The sequence below is a fragment of the Pacificimonas sp. ICDLI1SI03 genome (assembly GCF_054740865.1).
In genome coordinates, this window is record NZ_JBSQAU010000002.1 from 972,512 (window position 1) to 995,583 (window position 23,072).

The 23,072-nt window shown below is 62.6% G+C and carries 27 protein-coding genes; 17 read left to right on the forward strand and 10 right to left on the reverse strand.

The genetic code is table 11. From position 1 onward, the window contains the following. Positions 1-31: 31 nt before the first annotated feature. The 6 genes from hemF to ACSMXM_RS16555 all read left to right on the forward strand — a co-directional run bounded on the left by hemF (position 32) and on the right by ACSMXM_RS16555 (position 4,386). A complete protein-coding gene (gene hemF, locus ACSMXM_RS16530) occupies positions 32-901 on the forward strand; it encodes an oxygen-dependent coproporphyrinogen oxidase (protein WP_460317546.1) in 870 nt (289 codons plus the stop codon). Further along, entirely contained in the window at positions 898-1,947 is a 1,050-nt protein-coding gene (gene alr / locus ACSMXM_RS16535; protein ID WP_460317547.1) for an alanine racemase, read from the forward strand. Before hemF ends, alr begins: the two co-directional genes overlap by 4 nt. After that, positions 1,944-2,729: an MlaE family ABC transporter permease gene (locus ACSMXM_RS16540; protein ID WP_460317548.1), complete on the forward strand. Its 786-nt coding sequence runs from the start codon at positions 1,944-1,946 to the stop codon at positions 2,727-2,729. The genes alr and ACSMXM_RS16540 overlap by 4 nt, the downstream gene beginning before the upstream one ends. Further along, on the forward strand, positions 2,729-3,496 hold the full coding sequence (locus ACSMXM_RS16545) for an ABC transporter ATP-binding protein (RefSeq protein WP_460317549.1): 768 nt from the start codon (positions 2,729-2,731) through the stop codon (positions 3,494-3,496). The genes ACSMXM_RS16540 and ACSMXM_RS16545 overlap by 1 nt, the downstream gene beginning before the upstream one ends. 81 nt (positions 3,497-3,577) lie before the next feature. Then, entirely contained in the window at positions 3,578-4,030 is a 453-nt protein-coding gene (locus tag ACSMXM_RS16550) for an iron-sulfur cluster assembly scaffold protein (RefSeq protein ID WP_460317550.1), read from the forward strand. Further along, positions 4,027-4,386: a DUF423 domain-containing protein gene (locus ACSMXM_RS16555; RefSeq protein WP_460317551.1), complete on the forward strand. Its 360-nt coding sequence runs from the start codon at positions 4,027-4,029 to the stop codon at positions 4,384-4,386. Before ACSMXM_RS16550 ends, ACSMXM_RS16555 begins: the two co-directional genes overlap by 4 nt. Here the strand turns inward: ACSMXM_RS16555 and ACSMXM_RS16560 are convergent. Next, positions 4,355-5,311, reverse strand: coding sequence for a metal-dependent hydrolase (locus ACSMXM_RS16560; RefSeq protein ID WP_460317552.1), 957 nt, complete (start codon positions 5,309-5,311; stop codon positions 4,355-4,357). The two genes, ACSMXM_RS16555 and ACSMXM_RS16560, sit on opposite strands and share 32 nt — an antisense overlap. Positions 5,312-5,460: 149 nt before the next feature. Here ACSMXM_RS16560 and ACSMXM_RS16565 point away from each other — a divergent pair, with 149 nt between their 5' ends. Genes ACSMXM_RS16565 through ACSMXM_RS16575 form a run of 3 tightly spaced genes read left to right on the forward strand, consistent with a single transcriptional unit; the run spans position 5,461 to position 6,894 of the window. Next, positions 5,461-6,003, forward strand: a complete 543-nt coding sequence (locus ACSMXM_RS16565) for a hypothetical protein (RefSeq protein WP_460317553.1) — start codon at positions 5,461-5,463, stop codon at positions 6,001-6,003. After that, on the forward strand, positions 5,967-6,113 hold the full coding sequence (locus tag ACSMXM_RS16570) for a hypothetical protein (RefSeq protein ID WP_460317554.1): 147 nt from the start codon (positions 5,967-5,969) through the stop codon (positions 6,111-6,113). Before ACSMXM_RS16565 ends, ACSMXM_RS16570 begins: the two co-directional genes overlap by 37 nt. Continuing rightward, positions 6,103-6,894 carry an enoyl-CoA hydratase-related protein gene (locus ACSMXM_RS16575; RefSeq protein ID WP_460317555.1) on the forward strand — a complete coding sequence of 264 codons (792 nt, stop codon included), beginning with the start codon at positions 6,103-6,105 and terminating at the stop codon, positions 6,892-6,894. The genes ACSMXM_RS16570 and ACSMXM_RS16575 overlap by 11 nt, the downstream gene beginning before the upstream one ends. 33 nt (positions 6,895-6,927) lie before the next feature. On the opposite strand, the gene ACSMXM_RS16580 is transcribed toward ACSMXM_RS16575, so the two are convergent. Then, a complete protein-coding gene (locus tag ACSMXM_RS16580; protein WP_460317556.1) occupies positions 6,928-8,712 on the reverse strand; it encodes an ABCB family ABC transporter ATP-binding protein/permease in 1,785 nt (594 codons plus the stop codon). Between the two features lie 148 nt (positions 8,713-8,860). Here ACSMXM_RS16580 and ACSMXM_RS16585 point away from each other — a divergent pair, with 148 nt between their 5' ends. Both ACSMXM_RS16585 and ACSMXM_RS16590 read left to right on the forward strand, forming a co-directional pair. Further along, positions 8,861-9,094: a hypothetical protein gene (locus tag ACSMXM_RS16585; RefSeq protein ID WP_460317557.1), complete on the forward strand. Its 234-nt coding sequence runs from the start codon at positions 8,861-8,863 to the stop codon at positions 9,092-9,094. Positions 9,095-9,171: 77 nt separating this feature from the next. Then, positions 9,172-10,122, forward strand: a complete 951-nt coding sequence (locus tag ACSMXM_RS16590; protein WP_460317558.1) for a L,D-transpeptidase — start codon at positions 9,172-9,174, stop codon at positions 10,120-10,122. Positions 10,123-10,130: 8 nt separating this feature from the next. On the opposite strand, the gene ACSMXM_RS16595 is transcribed toward ACSMXM_RS16590, so the two are convergent. From ACSMXM_RS16595 to ACSMXM_RS16610, 4 genes are all read right to left on the reverse strand, one after another. Further along, positions 10,131-11,063 carry a ribose-phosphate pyrophosphokinase gene (locus ACSMXM_RS16595; RefSeq protein ID WP_460317559.1) on the reverse strand — a complete coding sequence of 311 codons (933 nt, stop codon included), beginning with the start codon at positions 11,061-11,063 and terminating at the stop codon, positions 10,131-10,133. 103 nt (positions 11,064-11,166) lie between these two features. Beyond that, positions 11,167-11,937 (reverse strand): peptidoglycan editing factor PgeF, encoded by a 771-nt coding sequence (gene pgeF / locus ACSMXM_RS16600; protein WP_460317560.1) that lies wholly within the window; start codon positions 11,935-11,937, stop codon positions 11,167-11,169. Further along, positions 11,934-13,025 (reverse strand): 3-dehydroquinate synthase, encoded by a 1,092-nt coding sequence (gene aroB / locus ACSMXM_RS16605; RefSeq protein WP_460317561.1) that lies wholly within the window; start codon positions 13,023-13,025, stop codon positions 11,934-11,936. The genes pgeF and aroB overlap by 4 nt, the downstream gene beginning before the upstream one ends. Next, the gene (locus ACSMXM_RS16610; protein ID WP_460317562.1) at positions 13,022-13,561 is read right to left on the reverse strand and encodes a shikimate kinase; all 540 of its coding nucleotides are present in this window, start codon (positions 13,559-13,561) and stop codon (positions 13,022-13,024) included. Before ACSMXM_RS16610 ends, aroB begins: the two co-directional genes overlap by 4 nt. An 87-nt stretch (positions 13,562-13,648) precedes the next feature. Here ACSMXM_RS16610 and ACSMXM_RS16615 point away from each other — a divergent pair, with 87 nt between their 5' ends. From ACSMXM_RS16615 to ACSMXM_RS16630, 4 genes are read left to right on the forward strand one after another with little or no spacing between them, the layout of a single operon-like run. Next, positions 13,649-13,774 (forward strand): hypothetical protein, encoded by a 126-nt coding sequence (locus tag ACSMXM_RS16615; RefSeq protein ID WP_460317563.1) that lies wholly within the window; start codon positions 13,649-13,651, stop codon positions 13,772-13,774. Continuing rightward, entirely contained in the window at positions 13,758-15,590 is a 1,833-nt protein-coding gene (locus tag ACSMXM_RS16620; protein ID WP_460317564.1) for a hypothetical protein, read from the forward strand. The genes ACSMXM_RS16615 and ACSMXM_RS16620 overlap by 17 nt, the downstream gene beginning before the upstream one ends. Next, a complete protein-coding gene (locus tag ACSMXM_RS16625; protein ID WP_460317565.1) occupies positions 15,587-16,474 on the forward strand; it encodes a tyrosine recombinase in 888 nt (295 codons plus the stop codon). The genes ACSMXM_RS16620 and ACSMXM_RS16625 overlap by 4 nt, the downstream gene beginning before the upstream one ends. A 41-nt stretch (positions 16,475-16,515) precedes the next feature. After that, a complete protein-coding gene (locus tag ACSMXM_RS16630; protein WP_460317566.1) occupies positions 16,516-17,466 on the forward strand; it encodes an acetyl-CoA carboxylase carboxyltransferase subunit alpha in 951 nt (316 codons plus the stop codon). 108 nt (positions 17,467-17,574) lie between these two features. Here ACSMXM_RS16630 and ACSMXM_RS16635 read toward each other — a convergent pair whose 3' ends face one another. Together ACSMXM_RS16635 and ACSMXM_RS16640 are read right to left on the reverse strand one after the other, a co-directional pair. Then, positions 17,575-17,820, reverse strand: coding sequence for a DUF2312 domain-containing protein (locus ACSMXM_RS16635; RefSeq protein ID WP_460317567.1), 246 nt, complete (start codon positions 17,818-17,820; stop codon positions 17,575-17,577). 156 nt (positions 17,821-17,976) lie between these two features. After that, positions 17,977-18,288, reverse strand: coding sequence for a DUF1244 domain-containing protein (locus ACSMXM_RS16640; protein WP_460317568.1), 312 nt, complete (start codon positions 18,286-18,288; stop codon positions 17,977-17,979). 89 nt (positions 18,289-18,377) lie between these two features. On the opposite strand from ACSMXM_RS16640, the gene pyk reads away from it, so the two are divergent. Further along, positions 18,378-19,853, forward strand: coding sequence for a pyruvate kinase (gene pyk, locus ACSMXM_RS16645; protein ID WP_460317569.1), 1,476 nt, complete (start codon positions 18,378-18,380; stop codon positions 19,851-19,853). Between the two features lie 34 nt (positions 19,854-19,887). On the opposite strand, the gene ACSMXM_RS16650 is transcribed toward pyk, so the two are convergent. Then, positions 19,888-21,003 (reverse strand): aromatic ring-hydroxylating oxygenase subunit alpha, encoded by a 1,116-nt coding sequence (locus ACSMXM_RS16650; protein ID WP_460317570.1) that lies wholly within the window; start codon positions 21,001-21,003, stop codon positions 19,888-19,890. A 202-nt stretch (positions 21,004-21,205) separates the two neighbouring features. Here ACSMXM_RS16650 and ACSMXM_RS16655 point away from each other — a divergent pair, with 202 nt between their 5' ends. Continuing rightward, on the forward strand, positions 21,206-22,552 hold the full coding sequence (locus ACSMXM_RS16655; RefSeq protein WP_460317571.1) for an AmpG family muropeptide MFS transporter: 1,347 nt from the start codon (positions 21,206-21,208) through the stop codon (positions 22,550-22,552). A 29-nt stretch (positions 22,553-22,581) separates the two neighbouring features. Here ACSMXM_RS16655 and ACSMXM_RS16660 read toward each other — a convergent pair whose 3' ends face one another. Further along, positions 22,582-23,067: a DNA-deoxyinosine glycosylase gene (locus ACSMXM_RS16660; protein WP_460317572.1), complete on the reverse strand. Its 486-nt coding sequence runs from the start codon at positions 23,065-23,067 to the stop codon at positions 22,582-22,584. Positions 23,068-23,072 lie beyond the last annotated feature (5 nt).

Consider the following 23,072-nt stretch of genomic DNA (forward strand, 5'->3'; position numbering starts at 1 on the left):
GGCGGAAATTTCGCATAGAGGCGCGCGGAATATGACCGCGCCCGCCGACCGAAAAACCCTTGCCCGCAACTGGTTCACCAGCCTGCGCAACCGAATCTGCGCGGAATTCGAAACGCTGGAAGACGAGGCGACGCACCTGTCCGGTTCGCCGGGGCGGTTCGTGCGAAAGTCGTGGGAAAGAGAGGATCCGTCCGGTGAACCCGGCGGCGGCGGCGTAATGTCGATGATGAAGGGGCGCCTGTTCGAGAAAGTGGGCGTCAACATCTCTACCGTGGAGGGAACCTTCGAACCGGAATTCGCCAAGACGATTCCGGGTGCGGACGACGATCCTCGTTTCTTTGCGACGGGGATTAGTCTGGTGGCGCATATGGCGAGTCCGCACGTTCCAGCGGTCCACATGAATACACGTTATCTGGTGACGACGCGCGACTGGTTCGGCGGCGGCGGCGACCTGAATCCGCCCTTGCCGCGCGCGGAGGATACCGAGGACTGGCACCGCGACTGGCAAGACTGCTGCGCACGGCACGAGGTGGCGGACGGGCCCGGCTACCAAAAGTGGTGCGACGAATATTTCTACGTTCCGCATCGCAAGCGCGCCCGCGGTGTCGGCGGTATATTCTACGATCGCTTGTCCAGCGCCGCAGAGATCGGCGGCTGGGATGCCGATTTCGCCTTTACCAAGGACGTGGGCGAAACATTCCTGTCCGCGTATCCGAAGCTCGTCCGGCGCCGCATGCACGAGTCATGGACGGAGGAGGATCGGCAGGCGCAACTGCGTTATCGCGGCCTCTATACCGAATTCAATCTGGTGCATGATCGCGGTACCCTGTTCGGGCTGAAGACCGGCGGTAATATCGAGGCGATATTGATGAGCCTTCCTCCGCTGGCGGCATGGGAATGACGCCTGCCGGCGCGAACGGCGACGGTCCTCTGCGCCTCAACATCGACCTGCAGGCACTGACGGCAAACTGGACCTGGTTTCGCGACCATTCGCATGGCGCAGTCACGGGCGCCGCCGTCAAGGCGAACGGCTATGGACTTGGCGCGGACGCGGTCGTCACGGCCCTGGCCGGTGCCGGATGCCGGGAATTTTTCGTCACCACCTTCGAAGAGGCGGCGCGGCTATTGCCGCTGGCAGACGGTTGCACCGTTTATGCGCTTCATGGGCTGCGGCCAGGCGAGAAGCCGATACCCGGTATCGTCCCCGTCCTGAACAGTCAGGAGCAGATCGCCCGCTGGCGCGAAGCGGCGCCCGGCGGGAAATGCGACGTCATGGTCGACACCGGAATGAACCGTTTGGGTATTGGCTGGCGTGAATTCGAGAGGGGAATGCTGGACGGGCTGAACCTCGGTACCCTGCATTCCCATCTCGCCAGCGCGGACGAGCCGGACAACCCGCTGAACGATATTCAGCAGCGCCGCTTTCAGGAGATCGTCGCGAGCGTCAGACCGCCGCGTGCGGCGCTTGCCGGTTCGGCGGGTATATGCCGGGGGCCGGATTTCGCCTTCGGCATGACGCGACCCGGCCTTGGCATCTATGGCGGCGTTCCGCATCCGATGGCGGCGGGCTGCCTTCAGCAGGTCGTTCGTCCCCAGGCGGAAGTACTCATTGTCCGGCACGTGGCGGCAGGCGACATCGTTGGCTATAACGGTATGTGGCGCGCTGAGGTGGGTACGAGGGTTGCGGTGCTGAACATCGGCTATGCCGACGGCTATCGGCGCGGCTTTTCCAATGAAGGTCAAGTCCTCGTCGGCGGAGAGCGGCGACCTGTCATCGGACGGATTTCGATGGACCTAACGACAGTCGATATTGGCAACGCTCACGTCGACGAGGGTGACTGGGTCGAAGTGGAATATGACCTGCCGGCGGTCTCGGCCGTTTCGGGGCAGAGCCAATATGAGTTGCTTACTGGCCTCGGCCACCGCTATCAGCGGCGGTATATATGATGGAAACGCTTATTCAGGTCTTTTCTCGTCCGGGCGCGGCCATTATTGCCCTGTTCGCGTCTATCGGACGTGCGTCCATTTTCGCCGCACGCGCCATCTGGTCCGCGATGAGGCCGCCTTATTATCCTATTCGGCTGATCGAGCAGTTGATTTCGCTCGGCTATTTCAGCCTTCCGGTGGTCGGCCTGACGGCCCTTTTTACGGGCGCGGCGCTGGCCCAGCAAATCTATGTCGGCGGTAGCCGCTTCAACGCGGAAAGCACGGTTCCTGCAGTGACGGTGATCGCCATGGTTCGCGAACTGGCCCCGGTTCTGGGCGGACTGATGGTGGCGGGCCGGGTATCCTCCGCCATGGCGGCAGAGCTGGGGACCATGCGCGTGACCGAACAGATCGACGCGCTGAAGACCCTGCGTACCGACCCCTTTCAATTCCTGATCGCGCCGCGCCTGTTCGCCGGTACCATAGTCATGCCGCTGCTCGTGTTGGTTGCCAATGCCATCGGTGTGCTGGGCGGGTATATCCTCGCGGTTTACCGACTGGGCTTCAACGGGGCGAATTATCTGGAAACCACGCGCGCCTATCTGGAATGGGACGATATCGTCTCCTCCATGGTGAAGGCGGGCGTATTCGGATTCCTGCTGGCGCTGATGGGCTGTTATCACGGCTATCATACCGAAGGCGGCGCCGCCGGTGTGGGACGCGCGACGACCAACGGCGTCGTTTCTGCCTTCCTGATGATCCTGCTGGCGAACCTGATCATCACCGTGCTGGTATTCGGCTGATGGTGGAAGACGGCCAACAACGGCGCAAGGGCGCATCCATTGAGATCGCCGGCCTGCGAAAAAGCTTTGGCGACAAGATCGTTCTTGATGGCGTTAATCTGGGCGCCACGCCGGGCGAATCGCTGGTTATCATCGGCGGGTCGGGTACCGGCAAGTCGGTTCTGCTGAAGTGTATTCTGGGCCTGATGCCGCCCGACACAGGTACGATCCTGATCGACGACGTGGATATGACCGACGCGCCCCGCAGCGAGCGTGAGGAAGTGCGCGATCGCTGTGGAATGCTGTTCCAGGGCGGCGCACTGTTCGATTCAATGAACGTGTGGCGCAACATCACCTTTGCCCTGACACGCGGCCGCCAAAGAAAATCGAAGGAGATGCGCCGCATCGCTGTTGCAATGCTGGAAAAGGTGGGCCTGGAAGAAAGAGTCGCCGATCTGCGCCCGGCGGAAATTTCCGGCGGCATGCAAAAGCGTGTGGCGCTGGCGCGGGCGATCGCGGCGAACCCGGACCTGATCTTCTTTGACGAGCCGACGACGGGCCTGGACCCAATCCGTGCGAATACGATCAATCATCTGATTCGCAATCTGACCACGGGCATTGGCGCCACTGCCCTGACCATCACGCACGACATGGAAAGCGCGAAGATCATCGCCGACCGAGTCGCCATGCTGCACGAGGGGCGGATCATCTGGTCTGGCCCGGTGGACCAGCTGGAAAATAGTGGCAATCCGCTGGTCGACCAGTTTGTACACGGGCGGGCAAAATAGCGCCCCGCGCATGATGGCCCGCGCCCTCGGCCCTCGGGCGTGCATTGGCGGCGTGCGCACCACGCCCTATATCGATCGATAATGTCAGAGCAGCTATACAATACCCGCATCCTGCGCCTGGCCGCTGCCATCCCGCTGGACGAGCGGCTCGAGACGCCGCAGGCCTCGGTTCGAAAGGTGTCGCCCATCTGCGGCAGCCGTGTCACCGCCGACGTTACCCTGGACGCGGCGGGAGAAGTCAGCCAATTTGGCCAGGAAGTTCGCGCCTGCGCGCTGGGGCAAGCATCGGCTTCATTGCTGGGAAGCCGGGTGATGGGGCTGAACGCTGCCGAACTGCGCTCTGCGGCCGATGCGCTGCGAGGATTTCTGGCAGAGGGGACGCCCCTGCCACACCCGCTGACGGAGCTTGAGATATTTGGCCCTGCACAGCCTCACAAGGCGCGCCATCCCTCCATCCTGCTGGCGTGGGAGGCTGCCGCCGAAGCGGCGGCAGCGGCGCAGGCGGAATCAGAACTGTCGGCGCCGGTCGCGTGATACGGCGCGTACTGATCTTCATCGCCGCCCTTTATGGGCTGACCGGTGTCGCGATGGCGGCGGCGGCGGCGCATATGGGATTTCCGCCGACGGTGGGAACGGCGACCGTCATGCAATTCATCCACGCTCTGGCATCTCTTGCGGCTCTCGCCCTGTTGAAGGGGCGGGCGTCCATCCTTACCGCGATCGTCTTTCAGACCGGAACGCTGTTGTTTGCGGGCGCTCTTTACAGCAGCGCTCTGTTGGCGGTGTCCCTGGGGCCGGTGGCGCCCACGGGCGGCGTCATTCTGATGGTGGGATGGGCGCTGTTGGGATGGTTTGGTCTCACTCGGCCGGCAATGCCACCTTCACGGTGAAGGTGCCGCCATTCGGCGAATCATCGTAACGCGCATCGGATACGGTGACATTCGTGCCCATCGGGGTTTCCTCAATTCGGGCATAGGGCGTCCGGGCCCAGAAAAGAAAATCGCGCAGCGGCTTGGACACTGCCATCGCCTGTGCCACGGCCGGATCGTCCATTTTGTCGGCAAAAGGAGCTTCGCCAAGCCGCAGGTCGAGCCCCGGCGTGAATCGCGCCACGCCTTCGCCGATGTTTCCGCTCGCACGGTAGATCATGTCGCGCCGGAACGGATTAACTGGCGGCGGGCTGGCGATTACTGTGTCGGGCGTTCCATAGCCGGCAGAAATCACCGCCGCGCGGGTGCGGTTTTCCGCGACCGCCGTGCCAGCGCCCATGGCCCCGATATAAAGCACGACCGCGCCCAGGGCGGCGCGCGCAGGGATGCGGGGAGCGTCCTTTCCTGCCCGCCGACGTCGTTGCGACAGGAATGTGCCGATCGCCAGCACGCTCCACAGCCAGACGTCGATAATGAAAAGCGTATCGCCATAGAACCATTCGTCGCTGAACGGTGCCAGGCAGCGGATCCCGTAGACGTTCAGCCAGTCCAGGAATGGATGGGTCAGGATACCTATGTAAGCGAGCAGCAACAGCCAGCCGGGTCGGACCGGCAGTCGGGACGCCGGGCGCTCTCCGCGCTTGCCCTGCCAGCGGTCGAACCACAGCATCAGGGCGGTCAGGACAAGCGGCAGAATGAAAAGGCCGATAGGGCCATGCGTCACACCCCGGCGGTAGGCGAGGTTCTCTCCGAATGCGAGCACGATGATATCGACATCCGGCAGGTTCGCCGCAATCATCAGCGTGGCGAGACCCAGGCCCGTCTTTTCCTTCAATCCCGCCTCGGCGAGAGCCGCGCCCGCGAGGGTGTGGGCCAGATTGTCCATAGCCGGAGATCGATCCTTCCGAGGGTACAGGCGAGCCAACACTGCGGCATCTGGACCGCAAGGTAAAAACTCTTTTAAGGAAGCCCTATAAAGGGGGCGGGACCATGTGGCCAACGGCGGAAATCAGATGGTGGTGGCAGGCGGATGCCATGCCCGCGTTACGCGACTGGGTCCTGCGCGGCGTATCCCCCATTCGGGAGTTTCGGACCGACCTCTACCTCGCCGACAGCCAGCAGACGGACATCGGCATAAAACGCCGGGCCGGCGGCGCGGTTGAGGTGAAGATGCTGTCGGGCTTGCCCGATATCTCTCTGCCGCCGGCAATGTCCGGCCAGGCGGAAACATGGGTGAAGGCGGAAAGCGTCGCCCTGCCGCTGAACGATGAAAACACGATCGCCGTCGGGAAAGAGCGCCTGAGCCGCGTTCTGGGCTTCGCCGATGGGGGCTGGCAGGAGGCGGGTGGACAGGATGAAGTCGAGGAGGGGCTGGCCATCGAATATACGATGGTAGAGGCGCAAGGGTCGAAATGGACGACGATCGCGTTCGAAGCCTTCGGGTCGGATGATCCAGTGCGTCTGTTGCAGGCGGGCATCACCCTGTTCGGAGCCTGGCCGAAGGAGGTGGCGGGCCCGCATCTGATCGGCGGATATCCCCTGTGGCTGAGCGAGCTGGCGCGCGGATCGCGCCGCTGATCGGCAAGCGCAGCCCGCACCTGCCGCTTTCGCCAGAGCATTTCGGCGGCGGCGCGCCTATGGTCGCGCCAAAGCTGAACGAATTGTGGAAGGGCCAATATGACCTATGAGAATATCATACTGGAACAGGCCGGCGGTATTGCGACGCTGACCATCAACCGGCCGGACAAGCTGAACGGCCTGAATCTGGCGACGCTGGCGGAAATGCTGCACGCGGTGCAGGCGGTACGCGACGACGAAGATGCACGTGTGCTGGTCCTGACGGGGGCGGGCAGGGGTTTTTCATCGGGCGCGGACCTGTCGTCCATCGGCGATGATATCAGCAGCGGCAAGGCGGACGCGGGCAAAATGCTGGAAACGCATTACAATCCGCTTCTTGAAAACATGATGGCGCTGAACGTGCCGGTCATTACCGCCGTCAACGGGCCGGCGGCGGGGGCGGGGTGCTCGCTCGCCCTGTTCGGTGATTTCGTGATCGCAGCGGATGACGCCTATTTCCTGCAGGCGTTCGCAAATATCGGCCTGGTGCCAGACATGGGATCCACTTGGTTGCTGCCCCGGGTGGTGGGACGGTCGCGCGCGCTGGAGATGATGATGCTGGGCGAAAAGATTCCGGCATCAAAAGCGCTGGAGTGGGGCATGATCTACAAGGTTGTGTCCGCTGCCGAGCTGATGGACGCGGCGGCGGCGCTGGCGCAACGTTTGGGGAACGGACCGACACAGGCCTATGCGATGATTCGCCAAGGCGTGCGCGACTGCATGGAGCACAGCCTGTCCGATGCGCTGAAAACCGAGCGTCGCAATCAAATGCAGGCCAGTCGCACGAAGGACTTCATGGAAGGCGTCACGGCGTTTCTGGGTAAGAGAAAGCCGGAATTTACGGGACGGTAGGGCGCGCAGGCCTGTTCTTCTGCCAGCCAAAACTCAAACTGCCTCCGCCTTCGCCTCCGCCTGTTGGCGGGCCCACATGTCGGCATAGAGGCCCCGCCGCGAAAGCAGCGCATTGTGCGTGCCTCGTTCGACAATGCGGCCGGCCGACATGACGAGGATTTCGTCGGAATCGGTGATTGTCGAAAGTCGGTGCGCGATAACCAGGCTGGTGCGGCCCTTCTCGACTTCCCGAAGAGACGCCTGGATCGCCTGTTCGGTGCGGCTGTCGAGGGCGCTGGTCGCCTCATCCAGGATCAGGATGGGCGGATTCTTCAACATGGTACGGGCGAGGGCCACGCGTTGCTTCTCTCCGCCGGACAGTTTCAATCCGCGCTCTCCGACCAGGGTGTCGTAACCCTGCGGCAATGACAGGATGAAATCGTGGATCTGCGCAGCTTCGGCGGCGGCCTCGATTTCCGCGCGGGTGGCACCGGCGCGGCCGTAGGCGATATTATAGCCAATCGTGTCGTTGAACAGCACCGTGTCCTGCGGAACGATCCCGATCGCCGCGCGCAGACTGTCCTGGGTGACGTCCGCAATGTCCTGTCCATCGATGGAGACGCTGCCCGATTCGATTTCATAGAAGCGGTAGAGAATGCGGCTGAGCGTCGATTTCCCTGCCCCCGATTCGCCGACGATGGCGACGGTTCCGCCCGCCGGGACGGTAAAGGACAGACCATGCAGGATGGTGCGGTCTGCCTCGTAACGGAAGACGACGTCGCGGAACGCGATTTCACCGCCCGCAACCTTCAGCGGCTTCGCGCCCGGGCGGTTCTCTATCTCCGCCTCCGTATCGATCAGCCGGAACATCTCCTCCATGTCGATCAGGCCCTGCTTGATGGAGCGATAGACCCAACCAAGGGCGTCGAGCGGCCGGAACAGCTGCATCAGCAGCGTGTTAACGAGGACGAGATCGCCGACCGTCATGCGGCCTTGGCGCCACCCCCAGACAGTGAACGCCATCGCGCCCGCCATGGTCAGGTTGGTGATCAGCGCCTGGCCCACATTCAGCAGCGCAAGGGAGTTTTCCGATTTGACGGCGCTGTCGCGATAGGTCGACACCGCACGATCGTAATTTTCTGCCTCGATCTTCTCGGCATTGAAATATTTCACCGTCTCGTAATTCAGCAGGCTGTCGACAGCGCGCTGCGCCGCGTGATTGTCATGGTCGACCATCTGCCGGCGCAGGGCCTGCCGCCATTCCGTCACCTTCTGTGTGAAAATGATATAGGCGGCGACCGCGCCCAGCATCGCCGCCACTGCGGGCGGGCCCAGCTTTACCCAGAAGATGCCGCATACCACCGCCAGCTCCAGCACCGTCGGCGCAATATTGAAGAGCAGGAAATAAAGCATCGAATCGATCGACTTCGTCCCACGCTCGATAATCCGGGTCAGCGCGCCCGTGCGGCGATCCAGATGGAAGCGGAGGCTGAGCCGGTGCATGTGACGGAAGACGTCCATGGAAAATTCGGTAGCGGCGTTCTGCCCTACCTTTTCGAACACCGTATTGCGCATATTGTCGAACAACGTGCCGCCGAAACGCGCACCCGAATAGGCAACCACCATCGCAATCGCGACCCACAGGGCAGATTCCGCCGGTCCGCCATCCGCACTCATCGTGTCGACTGCCGCCTTATAGGCGAAGGGCATCAGCAGGATCACACCTTTCGATGCGAGGACAAGCGCCATTGCCGCGGCGATGCGGATGCGGAGGTCCGGTCGTTCGACAGGCCATAAATAAGGGAGGAAGCGGAGCAGGGTCCGCCGTTCTGATACCATGGAGTTTATATGGGAAGAACGAGCATCATTTGCCACTTTCGGCCGAGCAAGCGGGCTGCGGCCCACGGTTCTACTGCCCCGCGCCGGGTTCAGAAGGGGAACAAAATGCCGCCATCAGGGTTAGACCATTCAGAAAGGCGGCAAGACAATGCAGGAATTTTTCGTTGCAATGGCAATCATGGGATGTGGCGATGCGGGCAGTGCATGCACTACCTTGAAAATCGTTGATGCCGACTTCAACAGTGTCCAGGCATGTCATGAAGCGGCGCCCGGCGTTCTGCGTAATCTCATCGACCTCGATTACCCCACGATCAGCATCGACTGCGACGGTCGCCAGAAATTGGCCGCACGCGCCGAGAAGGAAAAAGAGCGCGTCGGGTAACCTGTCTGGCCTGAGCCCGGGTGGCTTGGGAGAAATTCCTGCGTGAATCGCGCCCCGTTTCGTGTATCGCGATCGACATGATCCGCATTCTTCTTTTTCTCGCCCTGTTGTCGCAGCCTGCGTTCGCAAAAGAGCTTCCGCTTTCCGACGGTTCTGTCGAGATGGCGGTGCGGAACCTTGCCCCGGGCGATTTCCTGTGGAGTGAGAAGGTGTCGCCGGAGGGGCCGGTAACCGCCCTTATCAGCCTGCCATTGCAGCGGGTCTATGTATATCGAAACGGTGTCATCATAGGCATTTCAAGCGTTTCCACCGGGAAGCCGGGACATGAAACCCCCACAGGCGTTTTCACAATCTTGCAAAAGGCCCGGGATCACAAATCCAACCTGTATAATGACGCACCCATGCCATTCATGCAGCGGCTGACCTGGGATGGAATTGCCCTGCATGCAGGTAATTTGCCGGGCCACCCGGCCTCTCATGGGTGTATCCGCCTGCCAGATGCGTTTGCCGAAAAGCTGTTCGCCGTCACCAGCCTCGGCATAACCGTTATCGTTGCGGACAGTGCCGATGTTCCGCGCCTCGCCGCGAGCGAGGGCGAAGGGTCGGCAATGTCCGGCGACACGGACATTGCCGGGGATACCCTCTGGAGACCTTGGCTACAGGAAGAGGGGCCCATCTCTATTCTGGTCAGCGCCGCAGATCATCAGCTTCGCGTGGTGAGAAATGCCGTAGAGATCGCCCGCGCGCCGGTGCGTCTGGAGCGGGCGGTTGAACTGACTGAAGTTTATAGCCTGCAGCGGGCCAATGCGGACCGGGACGAATTCCAATGGGTGAGGGTCCCCATCGCGGCGGAGGATTCAGGGGGGCAGGTGGCCCCGGAAGAGCGCGCTAAATTGGTGCTGAACGAGGATTTCCGGCAGAAACTGGCGAGCATCCTGACCCCGGGAACGACGGTCGTGGTGACGCCGGACAGCCTGTCATCCGCATCATATGACAAGACCATTCAGGTGCTTGCGCCGGAAGATTGAGTCGCGCCTCAGTCGAACAGGCTGGAAACAGAGCTTTCGTCCGCGATACGCCGGATCGCCTCCCCCAGAAGCGGGGCGATGGTCAGCTTGCGCAGGCCCTGATCCTCCGCATTGTCGGGCAAGGTGATCGAATCGGTGATCACCAGTTCTTCCAGCACCGAATTTTCAACGCGAGCGACGGCACCGCCCGAAAGCACGCCATGGGTGCAATAAGCGAGCGCCTTTGACGCGCCAGCCTCCGTCAGGGCGGCGGCGGCATTGCACAAAGTACCCGCTGAATCGACGATATCGTCGATCAGAATACAGAAGCGGCCATCGACATCGCCGATGATGTTCATCACCTCGGATTCGCCTGCACGTTCGCGACGCTTGTCAACGATGGCGAGCGGTGCGTTGTCGAGGCGCTTGGCCAGCGCGCGTGCACGCACCACACCGCCGACATCCGGGCTTACGATGGTCAAATTGCCGATGTCGAAGCGGGCCTTGATGTCTTCGGCCATTACCGGTGCGGCATAAAGATTGTCGGTAGGAATATTGAAGAAGCCCTGGATCTGCCCCGCGTGCAGATCGACCGACAGCACGCGATGTGCACCCGCCGTGGTAATCAGGTCGGCGACCAGCTTTGCCGATATGGGTGTACGCGGTCCCGGCTTCCGGTCCTGCCGCGCATAGCCGTAATAGGGAACAACCGCCGTAATCCGCTTGGCCGACGCACGCTTCAGCGCGTCGATCATGATCAGCAGTTCCATCAGATTGTCATTTGCGGGCGCCGGGGTCGACTGCACGACGAACACGTCCTCGCCACGGACGTTTTCGTGGATTTCCACAAATACTTCCTCGTCGGCGAACCGACGAACGCTGGCGTCGGTCAGCGATACTTCGAGGTAGGAGCAGATATCCTTGGCCAACGGCAGATTGGCGTTGCCGGTCATGATCTTCATCGGCGTGGCGGTTCCCTGTTCTTGGGGGCGGCGATTCGGCCCCGTCCGTCGTCCGACCGCCTAACCCCCCGCGGCAGTCCCGGCAACGGAGGAGGTGACGAATTTATGTCAGGGGCAGGCCAATCACGCTTATCTGCCGACCATAATCTGGCTCTGCCCGGTGCGTCGAGCGGCGGTAGGAATAATAGCGGTTTTCCTGGGCATAGGTATCCTCACCGAGCAGGATGACACGCGTCAACCCGGCTGCGGCCAGGCGGGCCCCATTGAATGCCTCAAGTTCGAATTGGTGGTGTCCGGGCCGACCGGCGGTGAAGAAACGTTCATGCGCAGGATCGTCGGCAAGAAAGCGCTGGAAGAAACCCTCGTCCACCTCATAGCTGGCGCGGGCGATGCAGGGGCCGACGGCGGCAATGATGCGATCGCGTTCCGCGCCGAGCGCCTCCATTGCTGCGACCGTCGTGCCGGCAATATTCGCCAGCGCGCCCTTCCACCCCGCATGGGCGGCGCCGACAACGCCCGCCTGCACATCGGAAAAGAGAATCGGTGTGCAGTCGGCGTTCAATATCCCAAGCAAAAGGCCCGGCCTGTCCGTGACCATGGCATCAGCCTTCGGTCTGGGAGAATCGCTGATCGGCTCCGTCAATGTGACGACGTCGGTGCCGTGAACCTGGTTGAGACTGGACAGAGAGGCGCCGGGAACCAGCGTATCGGCCACGCGACGACGATTCTCTGCGATTGCCTGCTCGGGGTCGTCGGCGCCAAAGCCGCATTGCAGACTGGCCATGACCCCGGTCGATACGCCGCCCTCACGGCCGAAAAAGCCGTTCGGAACGCCAAGGGCTTCAACGCTGATATGCGGAACCGTCTCGGTCATCCGGCAATCTCCTCCGACAGAAAAGATCTGACATCCTCAAGGTCGACATCATGTGCGACGAACGCGCGTCCAATGCCCCGCGCCAGGATCAGCGGCACTTTTCCGGAAACGGCCTTTTTATCCTGCCGCATGTGCGCGATCAGGCGGTCCGGATCGGCAGCGAAGTCGGGGATTCGCGTGGAAAGGCCATGTGCCTGCAGATGCCTCTCGACTTTCCGGGCGTCTTCGGCGGGGCATAGCCCGCGACGGGCGGAATAGCGAAATGCCAGCGCCATGCCGCTTGCCACCGCTTCGCCGTGCAGTAGGCGGTCGGAATAGCCGCCCTCCGCTTCCAATGCGTGGCCGAATGTGTGGCCCAGATTTAGAAGCGCGCGCATGTCTGCCGTTTCCCTCTCATCGGCCGCGACGACGGCGGCCTTTGCGCGGCAGGAGGCCGCGATGGCGTGGATTTGTTCGTCCGTTTCTCCGGCCAGCAATGCCGCCGCATGCGCGTCGCACCATTCGAAGAAATCGGCATCGCCGATCAGCCCGTATTTTACCACTTCTGCATAGCCGGCTCGCAGGTGCCGAGACGGCAGTGTCGCAAGAAAATCCGGATCGATCAGAACCAGGCTGGGCTGGTGGAACGCGCCAACGAGATTCTTGCCCGCTGCGGAGTTGATCGCGGTTTTCCCCCCGACCGACGAATCCACCTGGGCCAGCAGTGTCGTCGGCACCTGCACGAAGCGGCAGCCGCGCCTGAGGATTGCCGCCGCAAAGCCGGTCAGGTCGCCGATGACGCCGCCGCCAAAGGCGATGATGTTATCGCCTCGTTCGACGCCGAAAGAGAGCAGACGTTCCACCAGCGTCTCTAGCTGCGTCCAGTTTTTCGTCGCCTCGCCGGGTGGTAGAATGATCGTTTCGACCGCACGGTTCAGGCCATTGCGCAGCCTTTCCAGATGCAGGTCGGCCACGGTCTCGTCCGTGACAATGACTTGTGGCCGGTCGCCGCCAGGCCCCTGAATATGCATGCCGGCGTGCGCGCTGATGCCGCTTTCGATGAATATGGGATAGCTGCGCCCCGCCAGCGCTACGTCGATGCGAGTCACAGGATACCGCCCTTTTTCAATGCCTTGATTATCGTGTCGACTGTTCGCGCATGCGGCGCGGGAGAGCTGGAAATATGCAGGTGCGCCTGCGCGTAGATTGGATTGCGTATCTCTGCCAGCTCTCTCAGCACGATCGCCGGATCCTTGCCGGCCAAAAGCGGCCGCGTGTTGCGGCGGGAGACCCGGTCGGCCAGTATTTCGATATCCGCGTCCAGCCAGATGGCAACGGCATGATCCAGAATTGTTGCGCGTGTTTCGGGGTCGATGAAGGCACCGCCCCCGGTGGCGATGACGCCGCGCCCCTCCTCTATCAGGCGCGACAGTACGCGCCGCTCACCATCACGGAACTGCGCTTCGCCGTAACGTTCGAAGATTTCGGCGATGGAGAGCCCGGCTGCGGCTTCGATCTCGTCATCCGCGTCGACGAAGTCCAGGCGCAGCCGCGCCGCCAGCCGCCGACCGACGGTGGATTTGCCCGCGCCCATCAGCCCTACGAGCACAAGGGGGCCTGCCGTCGTTTTCGGTTCACTCTGCATCCTGCGCCGCGCTATACACGTCCGACATGCCCCTTGCGAGGGGCGCAGCGTGAATTGCAAAGGTGGTGAGTTTTGGGCCGAATTTTGATGTGGTTGATTGTCCTGATCCTGGTCGTGCTGATCGGCCTGTCGGTCTGGTTCGGTTTCCAGGACGTGCCCGTAGAGCAATCCACGATGGAGCAGGAAGTGAGCGCCGATGCGCTCGGCCTTTAAAGCCGGCCTGTTCGGCACGGCAGTTTTCGCGCTTGCCGTACCCGCCCTGACGCAAAACGCGCCGAAAAGCCTGTTGCCGGACCTGTTCGAGGAAACGCCGGCGCCCGCACCATCGGCGCCGGACCCGCGCGATCGTTCACCGACGCCCTCGCCCTCGTCAACGCCCGACGCGCCCGGTTCTGCCGAAACGCCAGAATCGGCGCTGGATCAAGTGGGGGAGGAGTTCGGCGCTGCCGACCAGCCCATGGACGCCCTGGCTCCGCCATCGGCGCCCGATCCAATGGCGACGAGGAGGGCAACCGCCAATATCGGTAATGTCGGTCCGCTGACCCCTGCGCGAGGCGGTTATGGTGCGCGTACCTTTGCGGGCTCTGAAGGCAGGTTCATGTCGATTCTGCTGAATCGGCTCGATGCACCGGTTGCCAGCCGCTGGGCACATATCGTGCTGCGACGCGCGCTGTTGTCGCGCGCACCGACGCCAAACGGCATCAATGCTGCCGACTGGGTGGCGGCACGCGCGCTGATGCTGTTGAAGATGGGGGAGGTCGATGGCGCAAAGCTGCTGATCGACCGTTTGCCGATCGATCGCTTCACACCGCGCCTCTATCAGGTCGCCAGCCAGGTTCACATGGCCGCGGGCGATGTGCCGGCGCTCTGCCCGCTGGCACCGACGGCGCGCACGATTTCAGAGGACGATTTCTGGGTGCTGGCGCAGGCCGTTTGTGCCGGCTTCGAGGGCGACGAGGGCACGTCGTCGGCCCTGTTCAACAGTCTGCGCCGATCAGGCAATGCCGATGATTTCAACATTTTGTTGGCGGAGCACGTCACCAGCGTCGCAAGCGGCATCGGCCGCGCGGCGAACATTAACTGGGCGGAGGCCGATTCCCTAACTGCCTATAGGTTCGGCATGGCAGCGGCTGGCGAACTCGAGATTTCCGACGATTTGTGGAACGATGCGCCTGTGGGCGTCAAGGGATGGGCGTTTCGCAATGGGCAGGTCGCGCTGGAACGCAGGGCGCAGGTTGCACCGCGTGCGGCGGTCGCCGGGATCGTTTCCGCACAGGAATTGGCCGCTGTTTCAGCAGCCGTCTCTGCGCGCTCCGACCAGGACGAGGTTCCGGAAAGCGCACGGCAGATGCGCGCCGCCTATGCTGGCCGCACGTCCAGCGAGCGGATCTCCGCCATGCGGGAATTGTGGGCGGACCGAGAGACGTCGACGGACACATTCGGCGCACTGATCGCAACGGCACCCGCGGCTGCGTTGATCGAGCCATCTGCCGATTCAATCGAAGCGGCGCCCGACCTGATTCGATCCATGCTTTCCGCAGGTCGTTTCAATCAGGCGCTGGCTTGGTGGCCGGTATTGGCAAATGCGGAAGAGCCACTTCAGTTCGAGGGGTGGGCGTTGCTGTTGCTGGCTGATCGGGGCGGTGTCGTGCCGCTGAATCCCGGGTTGATGCGGTCCGCCTATCGCGTGTTTGCAGAGGAAGAGGGCGCCGACGCGGCGCGTCGCAGAATCCGCAGCCTGCTGTCGTCTCTTGCCGGCCTCGGTCGTATTTCGGGGCGAGGCTGGGGCAGCCTGTACGAGGATTTCGGCGTTACCGCGCGGGAGGATATCCATACGGAGGCGCTGGAGCGCGCGGCGCGCAGCGGGCGCCGCGGCGAGGTGGCGATCCTGTCCGGGATCGGCCTGCAAACCGGTTGGAGCGGGGTGCGTCCACAGGACGTGCGCCCGATCCTGTCCGCATGGAGCAGAGTAGGCCTGGGCGACGAGGCCCGTATGCTGGCCGCCGAAGCCTATATGCGGGGCGCGTGACGGCAGAACTGGCAGACGGCGAAGCAATCGCGCTGTTTCTGGACATGATGCGCGCCGAACGCGGCGCGGCGGCGAATACAATCATTGCCTATGAGCGTGATTTGAAACAGGCCAGCGAGGCGCTTGGTGGCACGCTGACCACGGCGGAACCGGCGGCGCTGGAGGCCCTGCCGAACCGTTGGTCCGACGCCGCGCCGGCCACGCTGGCGAGGAAGCTGTCCGCAATCCGGCGCTTCTTCACCTTCCTGCAGTCGGACGGGCATCGTGCCGATAATCCGGCGGAAGAGTTGCCCAGTCCTGCGCCGCGTCGATCCCTACCCAAGATTCTGTCGCGTCAGGATATCGAGGCCCTGTTCCAGACTGCCGAAAGACAGGTTGCCGAGGGGCGCACCCACGCATTGCGTGACCGCGCGCTTCTTGAGCTGCTCTACGGATCGGGGCTGAGGGCGACCGAACTGGTGTCCTTGCCGCGCAGTGCCATTCGCCCAGATACGCCCTTTGCGATCCTCCGCGGCAAGGGCGACAAGGAGCGGCTGGTACCCTTGGGCGCTCGTGCCGCCATCGCGGCGCAGGAGCATAGGGAAACACTGCCGACAACGGGCATCTACCTTTTTCCGTCGCGAAAGGGACACCTGAGCCGGGTGCGCCTGTTCCAAATCGTGCGAGAGGTTGCCGCATCTGCTGGAATCGCGCCCGATCGCATCAGCCCGCACGTTCTGCGCCACGCCTTTGCAACGCACTTGCTGGAGGGCGGGGCGGACCTGCGCGCCTTGCAGACGATGCTGGGGCATTCGGACATTCAGACGACGCAGATCTATACCCACGTCCAGTCCGACGCGCTGGTCGCGCTGGTAAATGCGAAGCACCCGCTGGCGGACCGTTGATCGCCGTTTGCCCACGCGGCAAGCCTTGCTAAAGCGGCGGCATGGTCACTTTTCTAGAATTCGAGAAACCCATTGCCGCCCTGCAGGAGCGCATCGTTGCGCTGGAAGGCAGTGCCGAGGGCAGCCCGGTCAATATTGCCAGCGAAACGAAGAAGCTGAGAAAGAAGGTCGATAGCGAACTCGCGCGGATCTATGCGAATCTGACGCCCTGGCAGAAGGCGCAGGTCGCACGACATCCGGAGCGACCGCATTTTTCCGACTTTACTGAGGCGCTGTTTACGGATTTCGAGCCGCTGGCAGGCGATCGGTATTTCGCGGAGGACGCCGCAATCGTCGGCGGCATGGCACGGTTCGAGGGGCGGCCGGTCATGATCATCGGTCATGAGAAAGGGCGCGATACCGCATCCCGGCTGAAGCATAATTTCGGCATGGGCAAGCCGGAGGGCTACCGCAAGTCGGTGCGCCTGATGGAGTTGGCCGACCGCTTCCAGATACCGGTTCTGACCTTCGTTGACACGGCGGGAGCTTTTCCTGGCATTGAGGCGGAAGAGCGTGGCGCCGCAGAGGCGCTGGCGCGTGGGACGGCGGCGTGCCTGCGTCTGGGCGTACCCATGGTGGCGACGATCACGGGCGAGGGCGGTTCCGGCGGAGCGCTCGCCATGGCCGCGGGCAATCGTATCCTGATGCTGGAACATGGTTTCTATGCGGTGATTTCGCCGGAGGGCTGTGCGTCGATCCTGTGGCGTTCCGCCGACAAGGCAGAGGATGCCGCCGCCGCCATGCGCATTTCCGCCAGCGAGTTGAAGCAACTGGGCCTGATCGACCGTATCGTGGAGGAGCCGCTGGGCGGCGCGCACCGCGATCGTCCGGCGGTCATGGCGTCGCTGGCGAAAGCGCTGTCCGAAGAGCTGTCGTCGATGAACGGAATGTCGCCGGACGAACTACGCAAACAGCGGCGCGAGAAGTTTCTCGCCATGGAACAGGCCGCCTAGGGGTCGCCGGGCGGGCGCGTTCACTTCGCGCGTCCCGGCCAGGACGACCGCTGGCGGAAGGTGTCAGATCAAATCAATCCGCCAGGGCCCGCCATGTCGGTCCGTTCGTTAGCCTAGCAGGCCCACTGCCGCCTTGTACGTTTCCAGCAGCGCTTCCTGTTCGTCGCGGTCGTCCTTGTCCATCTTCCGCAGGCGGACAATCATCCGCATGATCTTTGGGTCGAATCCTTCGGACTTTGCCTCGCCATAGACCAGTTTCACATCATCGGCGATCGCCTGCTTCTCCTCCTCCAGCCGTTCGATTCTTTCGATGAACAGGCGCAGCTGCTCGGCGGAGTGGGTGGCGTCGGCCATGGTCGGAAATCCTATCGTTCAAAATGAATATGCCATTCCCAAACCAGCGGGAATCCGAAGAGCGCCTTATCAGGATTGCCGAGGCAGACCCGTCAGTTGGCTCAGTCACGGATCCCCACCCGCATGGGAATGGCGATGGCGCAGGTGTAGACGGCGCTACTGATTCTTCGCAACGCTTGTCTTCATCCGGTCCAGCTGTTCGTCGGTTGCATCGGTCTGGAAACGCTCCTTCCACTCCGACTGCGGCATGCCATAGATCGCGGCGCGCGCGTCCTCCTTGGACAGGTCGAGGCCCTTCGCCTCTGCAGCCTCCAGATACCAGTCGCCCAGGCAGTTGCGGCAAAATCCGCTGTGCCCCATCAGGTCGATATTCTGCACATCGGTGCGGTGTTGCAAATGGGCGACCAGCCGCCTGAATGCGGCAGCCTCCAATTCGGTGCGGGTCGCGGTGTCGACATTGTCAGTCATCATCAATCCTTCGCTTGCACTTTCGGGCGTGGGACGGAAAAGGCCGGGCAGGGGGCCGGCCCCTTCGCAATCGGGAGATGAGCCTAGTGATGAGCATCGAACCGCGCCGGCGCAAGGCCCGTATCCTGGCCACGCTGGGCCCGTCATCCAGTACAGCGGAAAAGATCGAGGCGCTGTACCGCGCCGGGGCCGATGCATTTCGCGTCAATATGAGCCATGGCAGCCACCAGGATCATCGGGCCGTCATCGGCCATATCCGGTCGCTGGAGGCGAAGCTGGACAGGCCCATGACCATCCTGGCCGACCTGCAGGGGCCGAAGATCAGGATCGGTACCTTTGCAGACGGGCCGGTGCAGTTGAAGGAGGGCGACCGCTTCACGCTGGATAGGGGCGATGCGCCCGGCAACAGCGCCCGCGTCGGTCTGCCCCATCCGGAAGTGTTTGCCGCGGTCGAGGCGGGGCAACGGCTTTTGCTAAATGACGGCAAGCTGGCACTGCATATCGACAGCGCCGATTCGGGGCGGATCGTCACCACGGTCATGAACGATGGCGAGCTGAACGACCGCAAGGGCATCAATGTGCCCGACGCGGTCATTCCTTTGCCAGCGTTGACGGAAAAGGATCGCCGAGATCTGGATTTTGCCCTTGATGAAGGGGTCGACTGGATTGCGCTCAGCTTCGTGCAGCGGCCGGATGATGTGGCAGAGGCGCGGCGATTGATTGCGGGTCGTGCCGCGCTGCTGGCAAAGATCGAGAAGCCGCGAGCGATGGATACGCTGGATGGCATATTGGAACTGTCCGACGCGCTGATGGTCGCGCGGGGCGATCTTGGTGTCGAACTGCCGCCGCAGAAGGTGCCACGCGCGCAAAAGGAAATCATCCAGCTGGCGCGCGCAGCGGGCAAATCCGTCGTAGTGGCGACCCAGATGCTGGACTCAATGGTTGGCGCCCCTTCCCCGACGCGGGCGGAGGTCAGCGATGTCGCCAATGCCATTTACGAGGGCGCCGACTGCCTGATGCTGTCGGCGGAAACCGCGGCCGGCGATTATCCTGTAGAATCGGTCCGCATGATGAACGCCATCGCACTGGAGGCGGAAGCGGACCCGGAATTCGCGCGCCATGTGCACTTTACGCGAACAATGCCGCAGCCGACGACGGCAGATGCCATGGCGTCTGCTGCGGGCCAGGTGCTGCAAACCGTGCCATGTGCGGTGGTCAGCTGCTTTACGTCCTCGGGATCGACCGCACGGCGTGCCAGCCGCGAACGCCTGCCGGTGCCGCTGCTGGTACTGACGCCAAATCTGGAAACAGCACGGCGGATCGGTCTGTTATGGGGCGTTCATGCCGTCCACACGCGCGACGTGTCAGATTTCGAGGAAATGGTTGGCAAGTCGCGGCGCATGGCCCTCAGGACCGGGCTTGCTGTCGCGGGCGACCGCATGGTGGTGATGGCAGGCGTCCCGTTCGGCACGCCCGGCAGTACGAATGTGCTGCACGTTGCGCGCATCATCGGCGACGAGCTGCAGGACGGGGACAGGCAGGCCGGGTTGGGCATGGCGTTCTAAAACCCGCATTCTGCCGTTTTGAGCGCGGGTGCGGTTAGAGGCGCTTTTCCACTTCGTCATGGAAGCGGCGGATCCCCTGTTCCAGTGTCCCCAGGACCATTTCACCCACTGCGCCAGAATCGAGGCCGCGCTGGCCAAGCGCAATGGCGCCGAAATCCTCCTGTCCGAACACTTGACCATCCAGCAGTTGCCAGCTTCGCGCCCAGTGCTGCTCCGCCTTTTCAGTTTGCGGCGCTTCGGGGATCAACATGAAATCCTCGACCAGCGTGTTGCCGACATCCTGCGGCATCAATGTCATGACGTTTACATAATCTGGTGAGGCGACAATGACCGTGCCGGGCAGCATCTGATATGTATAGGTTCCGACCCGGCGCAATTGCTCCCAATCTTCGATGTCCACTTCGTCCGCATCAAAGTCGCGCGTGACCAGAGACCGTTGATGCGGACCGATCATGTCGCCGGCGCCCTCTCCATCGGCAAAGAAACGGGCCAGCGTGTTCTTGTGCAGCCGCTGGACGTGGTAGCTTTCCAGAAAGGCGTCCATGATCAGCTTCCAATTGCCGGGAACATGATGCGTGCGGCGCGCGTAAAGATGTATGCCGGAGAGACCAAGGGCGTCGAAATCGGCGGCGAGAGGCCCCTCCACAAGGGCGAAATCATAGTCACGATTGCGGTCCAGCCCGACCCAGATCATGCCCCCCGCCTCTCGCACGGGCAGTTCCATCAGCCGCCGCGTCTCCTTGTCGAGGCCGGGAAAGGTCTCGGGCCGCGGCAAGCCCGTCAGGCGCCCGTCGCCGGCATAGGCCCACGCATGATAGGGGCATATTATCCGCGGCGCGCTGACCACTTCGTCTGCGTCCAGCAGGCGGGTTCCTCTGTGGCGACAGACGTTCAGAAACGCATGCACTCGCTCCTCGCCATCCCGGGTCAGGATCAGGGGCACGCCAAAGCCGTCATGCGTCACGGCACTATTCGCCTTCGGCAGCAGCGCCGATACGGCGACGGCAACCGGCATGGCGCGAAACAGGCAATCCATCTCCCGCACGAAACGATCTGGATCGGTATAGACAGCGGCATCAATCGCCGTTGTGCAGTCGCTATTTGGCTCCGTAGCGGGCTGTTCGGCACCGAGTGCGATGCAGCGGGCCAAGGCAATCTGGCCGGAGGTTGGACGCAACGGAGGTGCGATTATGTCCATGGCTAGGAATTGTAATGCGGATGAAAGCCCAAAAAAAGCTAGTGCCTTGAAGGGGGCGGGCAGGGGGTTGGGGGGGGGGACGGGGATACCTCGCTGACCCTCTGGGCATCACGGCAGGCTCGCGCTTCCTTACTGTCGGTGCTAGCGCACGCTTATGAGCCTTCTCGCCCCCGTCCGTGCGGTCTTGCCTGCCGGTGCCCGCCCCTATCTGGAACCCGCCCCGCTGGCAGCGCTCGCGCTTGGCATATCATCGGGTGCGCCCTTCGCGCTGATCGCTGCCACGCTGACGACGCGGCTGGCACAGAGCGGGATAGAGAAGTCGACCGTGACGCTCTTCGCGCTGGCGTTTCTTGCCTATAATTTCAAATGGGCCTGGGCCTGGGTGGTTGATGGGGTGAAGCTGCCCCTGATCGGCCGCTTGGGTCAGCGGGTATCATGGATGCTGCTGGCGGGCGGGCTTGTGATCGCGGCCATTGTGAATCTCGCCTTTGCCGATCCCGCGAATGACATCGTCCACACAGCATGGGCAGCCATTTTGCTGGCAGCGGCAGGTGCAACCTATGATATCGTCATCGATGGCTATCGGATCGACCTGCTGGAGCCGCGGCAGCTGGGCATCGGATCGGGCATGAGCCAATATGGCTGGCGCATCGGCGCCGCCGCCGCCGCCGCCGTCGCGCTCGTCGTTGCAGAACGGTCCGGTTGGACCCTGGGCTATCTGGTCTGCGCGCTGTTCGCCGCCCCCGCCATGATCGCGGCGCTGGTGCTGGGAGAGCCGGAACGCCGCAGAAAAGTGGTGGCGCGCGCCAAGGGGATGCGATCAGCCGTCGCCTCTGTGATCGGGCCGTTTTCGGAGTTTCTGCGTCGCAGCGGGGCGTTCGTCGTTCTGCTGTTCATTCTGGTTCACAAGATCGGCGATACGCTGGCCAATCTGACGTTCCGCCTGCTGTTTGATGACCTTGGCTTCACCAATGACGAGATCGCCTTTTATGATATCGGGATTGGCTTTTGGGCGTTGCTGGTCGGCGTTTTCGTGGGTGGCTGGCTATATACCCGAATTGGGATGAAGAAATCGGTGATGCTCAGCCTGATCCTGATGGCTGTCAGCAATACCAGCTTTGCCGCGCTGGCGGCAGCGGGCCACAGCAATATCGGCATGGCAGCGGCCATAGGTTTTGAGAATTTTGCTTCTGGATTTGGCGGGGTGGCCGTCGTCGCCTATTTCTCTGCCCTGTGTGACCTGCGCTTCACGGCCGCGCAATATGCGCTGATCTCTGCCGCCGCCAGTATTGCCGGACGCTTCCTGACCGGGACGACGGCGGGCGGCCTGATCGAGGCGATGGGATATGTGAATTTCTACCTGCTGACGACCCTGGCGGCCGTGCCGGGCATTCTCATCTACTGGTGGATGATGAAAAGCGGGCTGGTCGACGAGGCGATCGGAACCGCAGGCACCGAACCTGCGCCCGCCGAGGTGCCCGTGGATCGCAAAGTCGAATAGGCAGATGCCGAAAAGGGCTTGACAGCCTATCAGGTAGCGGGCGCGCGCAACGCCTCTGCCCAGCGTTTCCGCTTCTCCTCAAATGCCAGTGTGTAGGCCGGACTGCTTGACGGCAGGGCAGCAAGGTGGACACGATTTTCGTTCAGGACGCGTTGGCCGGATTTGGCCGCCGTGCCGCCGTTGAATGCGATCAGCCGCAGCCGGGGCAGGCGGGCGGCAAGTCCTGGCAAATCGTTCGGTTCGGCATCGCGAATAGCCGTGTCTAGACTTCCCTCCCGCCTGCAGGATTTGAATACGTCCCACAGGCCGATCTTGTTTCTCAGCAACGCTTGGCAGCGATCAGGATAGGGCAGGGCGGGAAGATCAATTTCGATCAGGCTGCCCACCAGACGCCAGAATTGGTTGCGTGGATGGGCGTAATATTGCGCGCGTTCCAGGGACAGCGCACCGGGCATACTGCCCAAGATCAGGATTTCCGTAAGCTCGTTGACGACCGGCGGAAAGGATTGATGCACAACCC

Bases quoted from the DNA above. Each gene is read 5' to 3' on its own strand.
- ACSMXM_RS16565 (WP_460317553.1), top strand. From the start codon at position 5,461: ATGCCCGCGTTACGCGACTGGGTCCTGCGCGGCGTATCCCCCATTCGG.
- ACSMXM_RS16610 (WP_460317562.1), bottom strand. From the start codon at position 13,561: ATGCAGAGTGAACCGAAAACGACGGCAGGCCCCCTTGTGCTCGTAGGG.
- ACSMXM_RS16640 (WP_460317568.1), bottom strand. From the start codon at position 18,288: ATGACTGACAATGTCGACACCGCGACCCGCACCGAATTGGAGGCTGCC.
- ACSMXM_RS16540 (WP_460317548.1), top strand. From the start codon at position 1,944: ATGATGGAAACGCTTATTCAGGTCTTTTCTCGTCCGGGCGCGGCCATT.
- ACSMXM_RS16635 (WP_460317567.1), bottom strand. From the start codon at position 17,820: ATGGCCGACGCCACCCACTCCGCCGAGCAGCTGCGCCTGTTCATCGAA.
- ACSMXM_RS16655 (WP_460317571.1), top strand. From the start codon at position 21,206: ATGAGCCTTCTCGCCCCCGTCCGTGCGGTCTTGCCTGCCGGTGCCCGC.
- ACSMXM_RS16550 (WP_460317550.1), top strand. From the start codon at position 3,578: ATGTCAGAGCAGCTATACAATACCCGCATCCTGCGCCTGGCCGCTGCC.
- ACSMXM_RS16575 (WP_460317555.1), top strand. From the start codon at position 6,103: ATGACCTATGAGAATATCATACTGGAACAGGCCGGCGGTATTGCGACG.
- pyk (WP_460317569.1), top strand. From the start codon at position 18,378: ATGAGCATCGAACCGCGCCGGCGCAAGGCCCGTATCCTGGCCACGCTG.
- ACSMXM_RS16630 (WP_460317566.1), top strand. From the start codon at position 16,516: ATGGTCACTTTTCTAGAATTCGAGAAACCCATTGCCGCCCTGCAGGAG.
- hemF (WP_460317546.1), top strand. From the start codon at position 32: ATGACCGCGCCCGCCGACCGAAAAACCCTTGCCCGCAACTGGTTCACC.
- ACSMXM_RS16545 (WP_460317549.1), top strand. From the start codon at position 2,729: ATGGTGGAAGACGGCCAACAACGGCGCAAGGGCGCATCCATTGAGATC.
- alr (WP_460317547.1), top strand. From the start codon at position 898: ATGACGCCTGCCGGCGCGAACGGCGACGGTCCTCTGCGCCTCAACATC.
- ACSMXM_RS16585 (WP_460317557.1), top strand. From the start codon at position 8,861: ATGCAGGAATTTTTCGTTGCAATGGCAATCATGGGATGTGGCGATGCG.
- ACSMXM_RS16590 (WP_460317558.1), top strand. From the start codon at position 9,172: ATGATCCGCATTCTTCTTTTTCTCGCCCTGTTGTCGCAGCCTGCGTTC.
- ACSMXM_RS16615 (WP_460317563.1), top strand. From the start codon at position 13,649: ATGTGGTTGATTGTCCTGATCCTGGTCGTGCTGATCGGCCTGTCGGTC.
- ACSMXM_RS16620 (WP_460317564.1), top strand. From the start codon at position 13,758: ATGCGCTCGGCCTTTAAAGCCGGCCTGTTCGGCACGGCAGTTTTCGCG.
- ACSMXM_RS16595 (WP_460317559.1), bottom strand. From the start codon at position 11,063: ATGAAGATCATGACCGGCAACGCCAATCTGCCGTTGGCCAAGGATATC.
- pgeF (WP_460317560.1), bottom strand. From the start codon at position 11,937: ATGACCGAGACGGTTCCGCATATCAGCGTTGAAGCCCTTGGCGTTCCG.
- ACSMXM_RS16580 (WP_460317556.1), bottom strand. From the start codon at position 8,712: ATGGTATCAGAACGGCGGACCCTGCTCCGCTTCCTCCCTTATTTATGG.
- ACSMXM_RS16560 (WP_460317552.1), bottom strand. From the start codon at position 5,311: ATGGACAATCTGGCCCACACCCTCGCGGGCGCGGCTCTCGCCGAGGCG.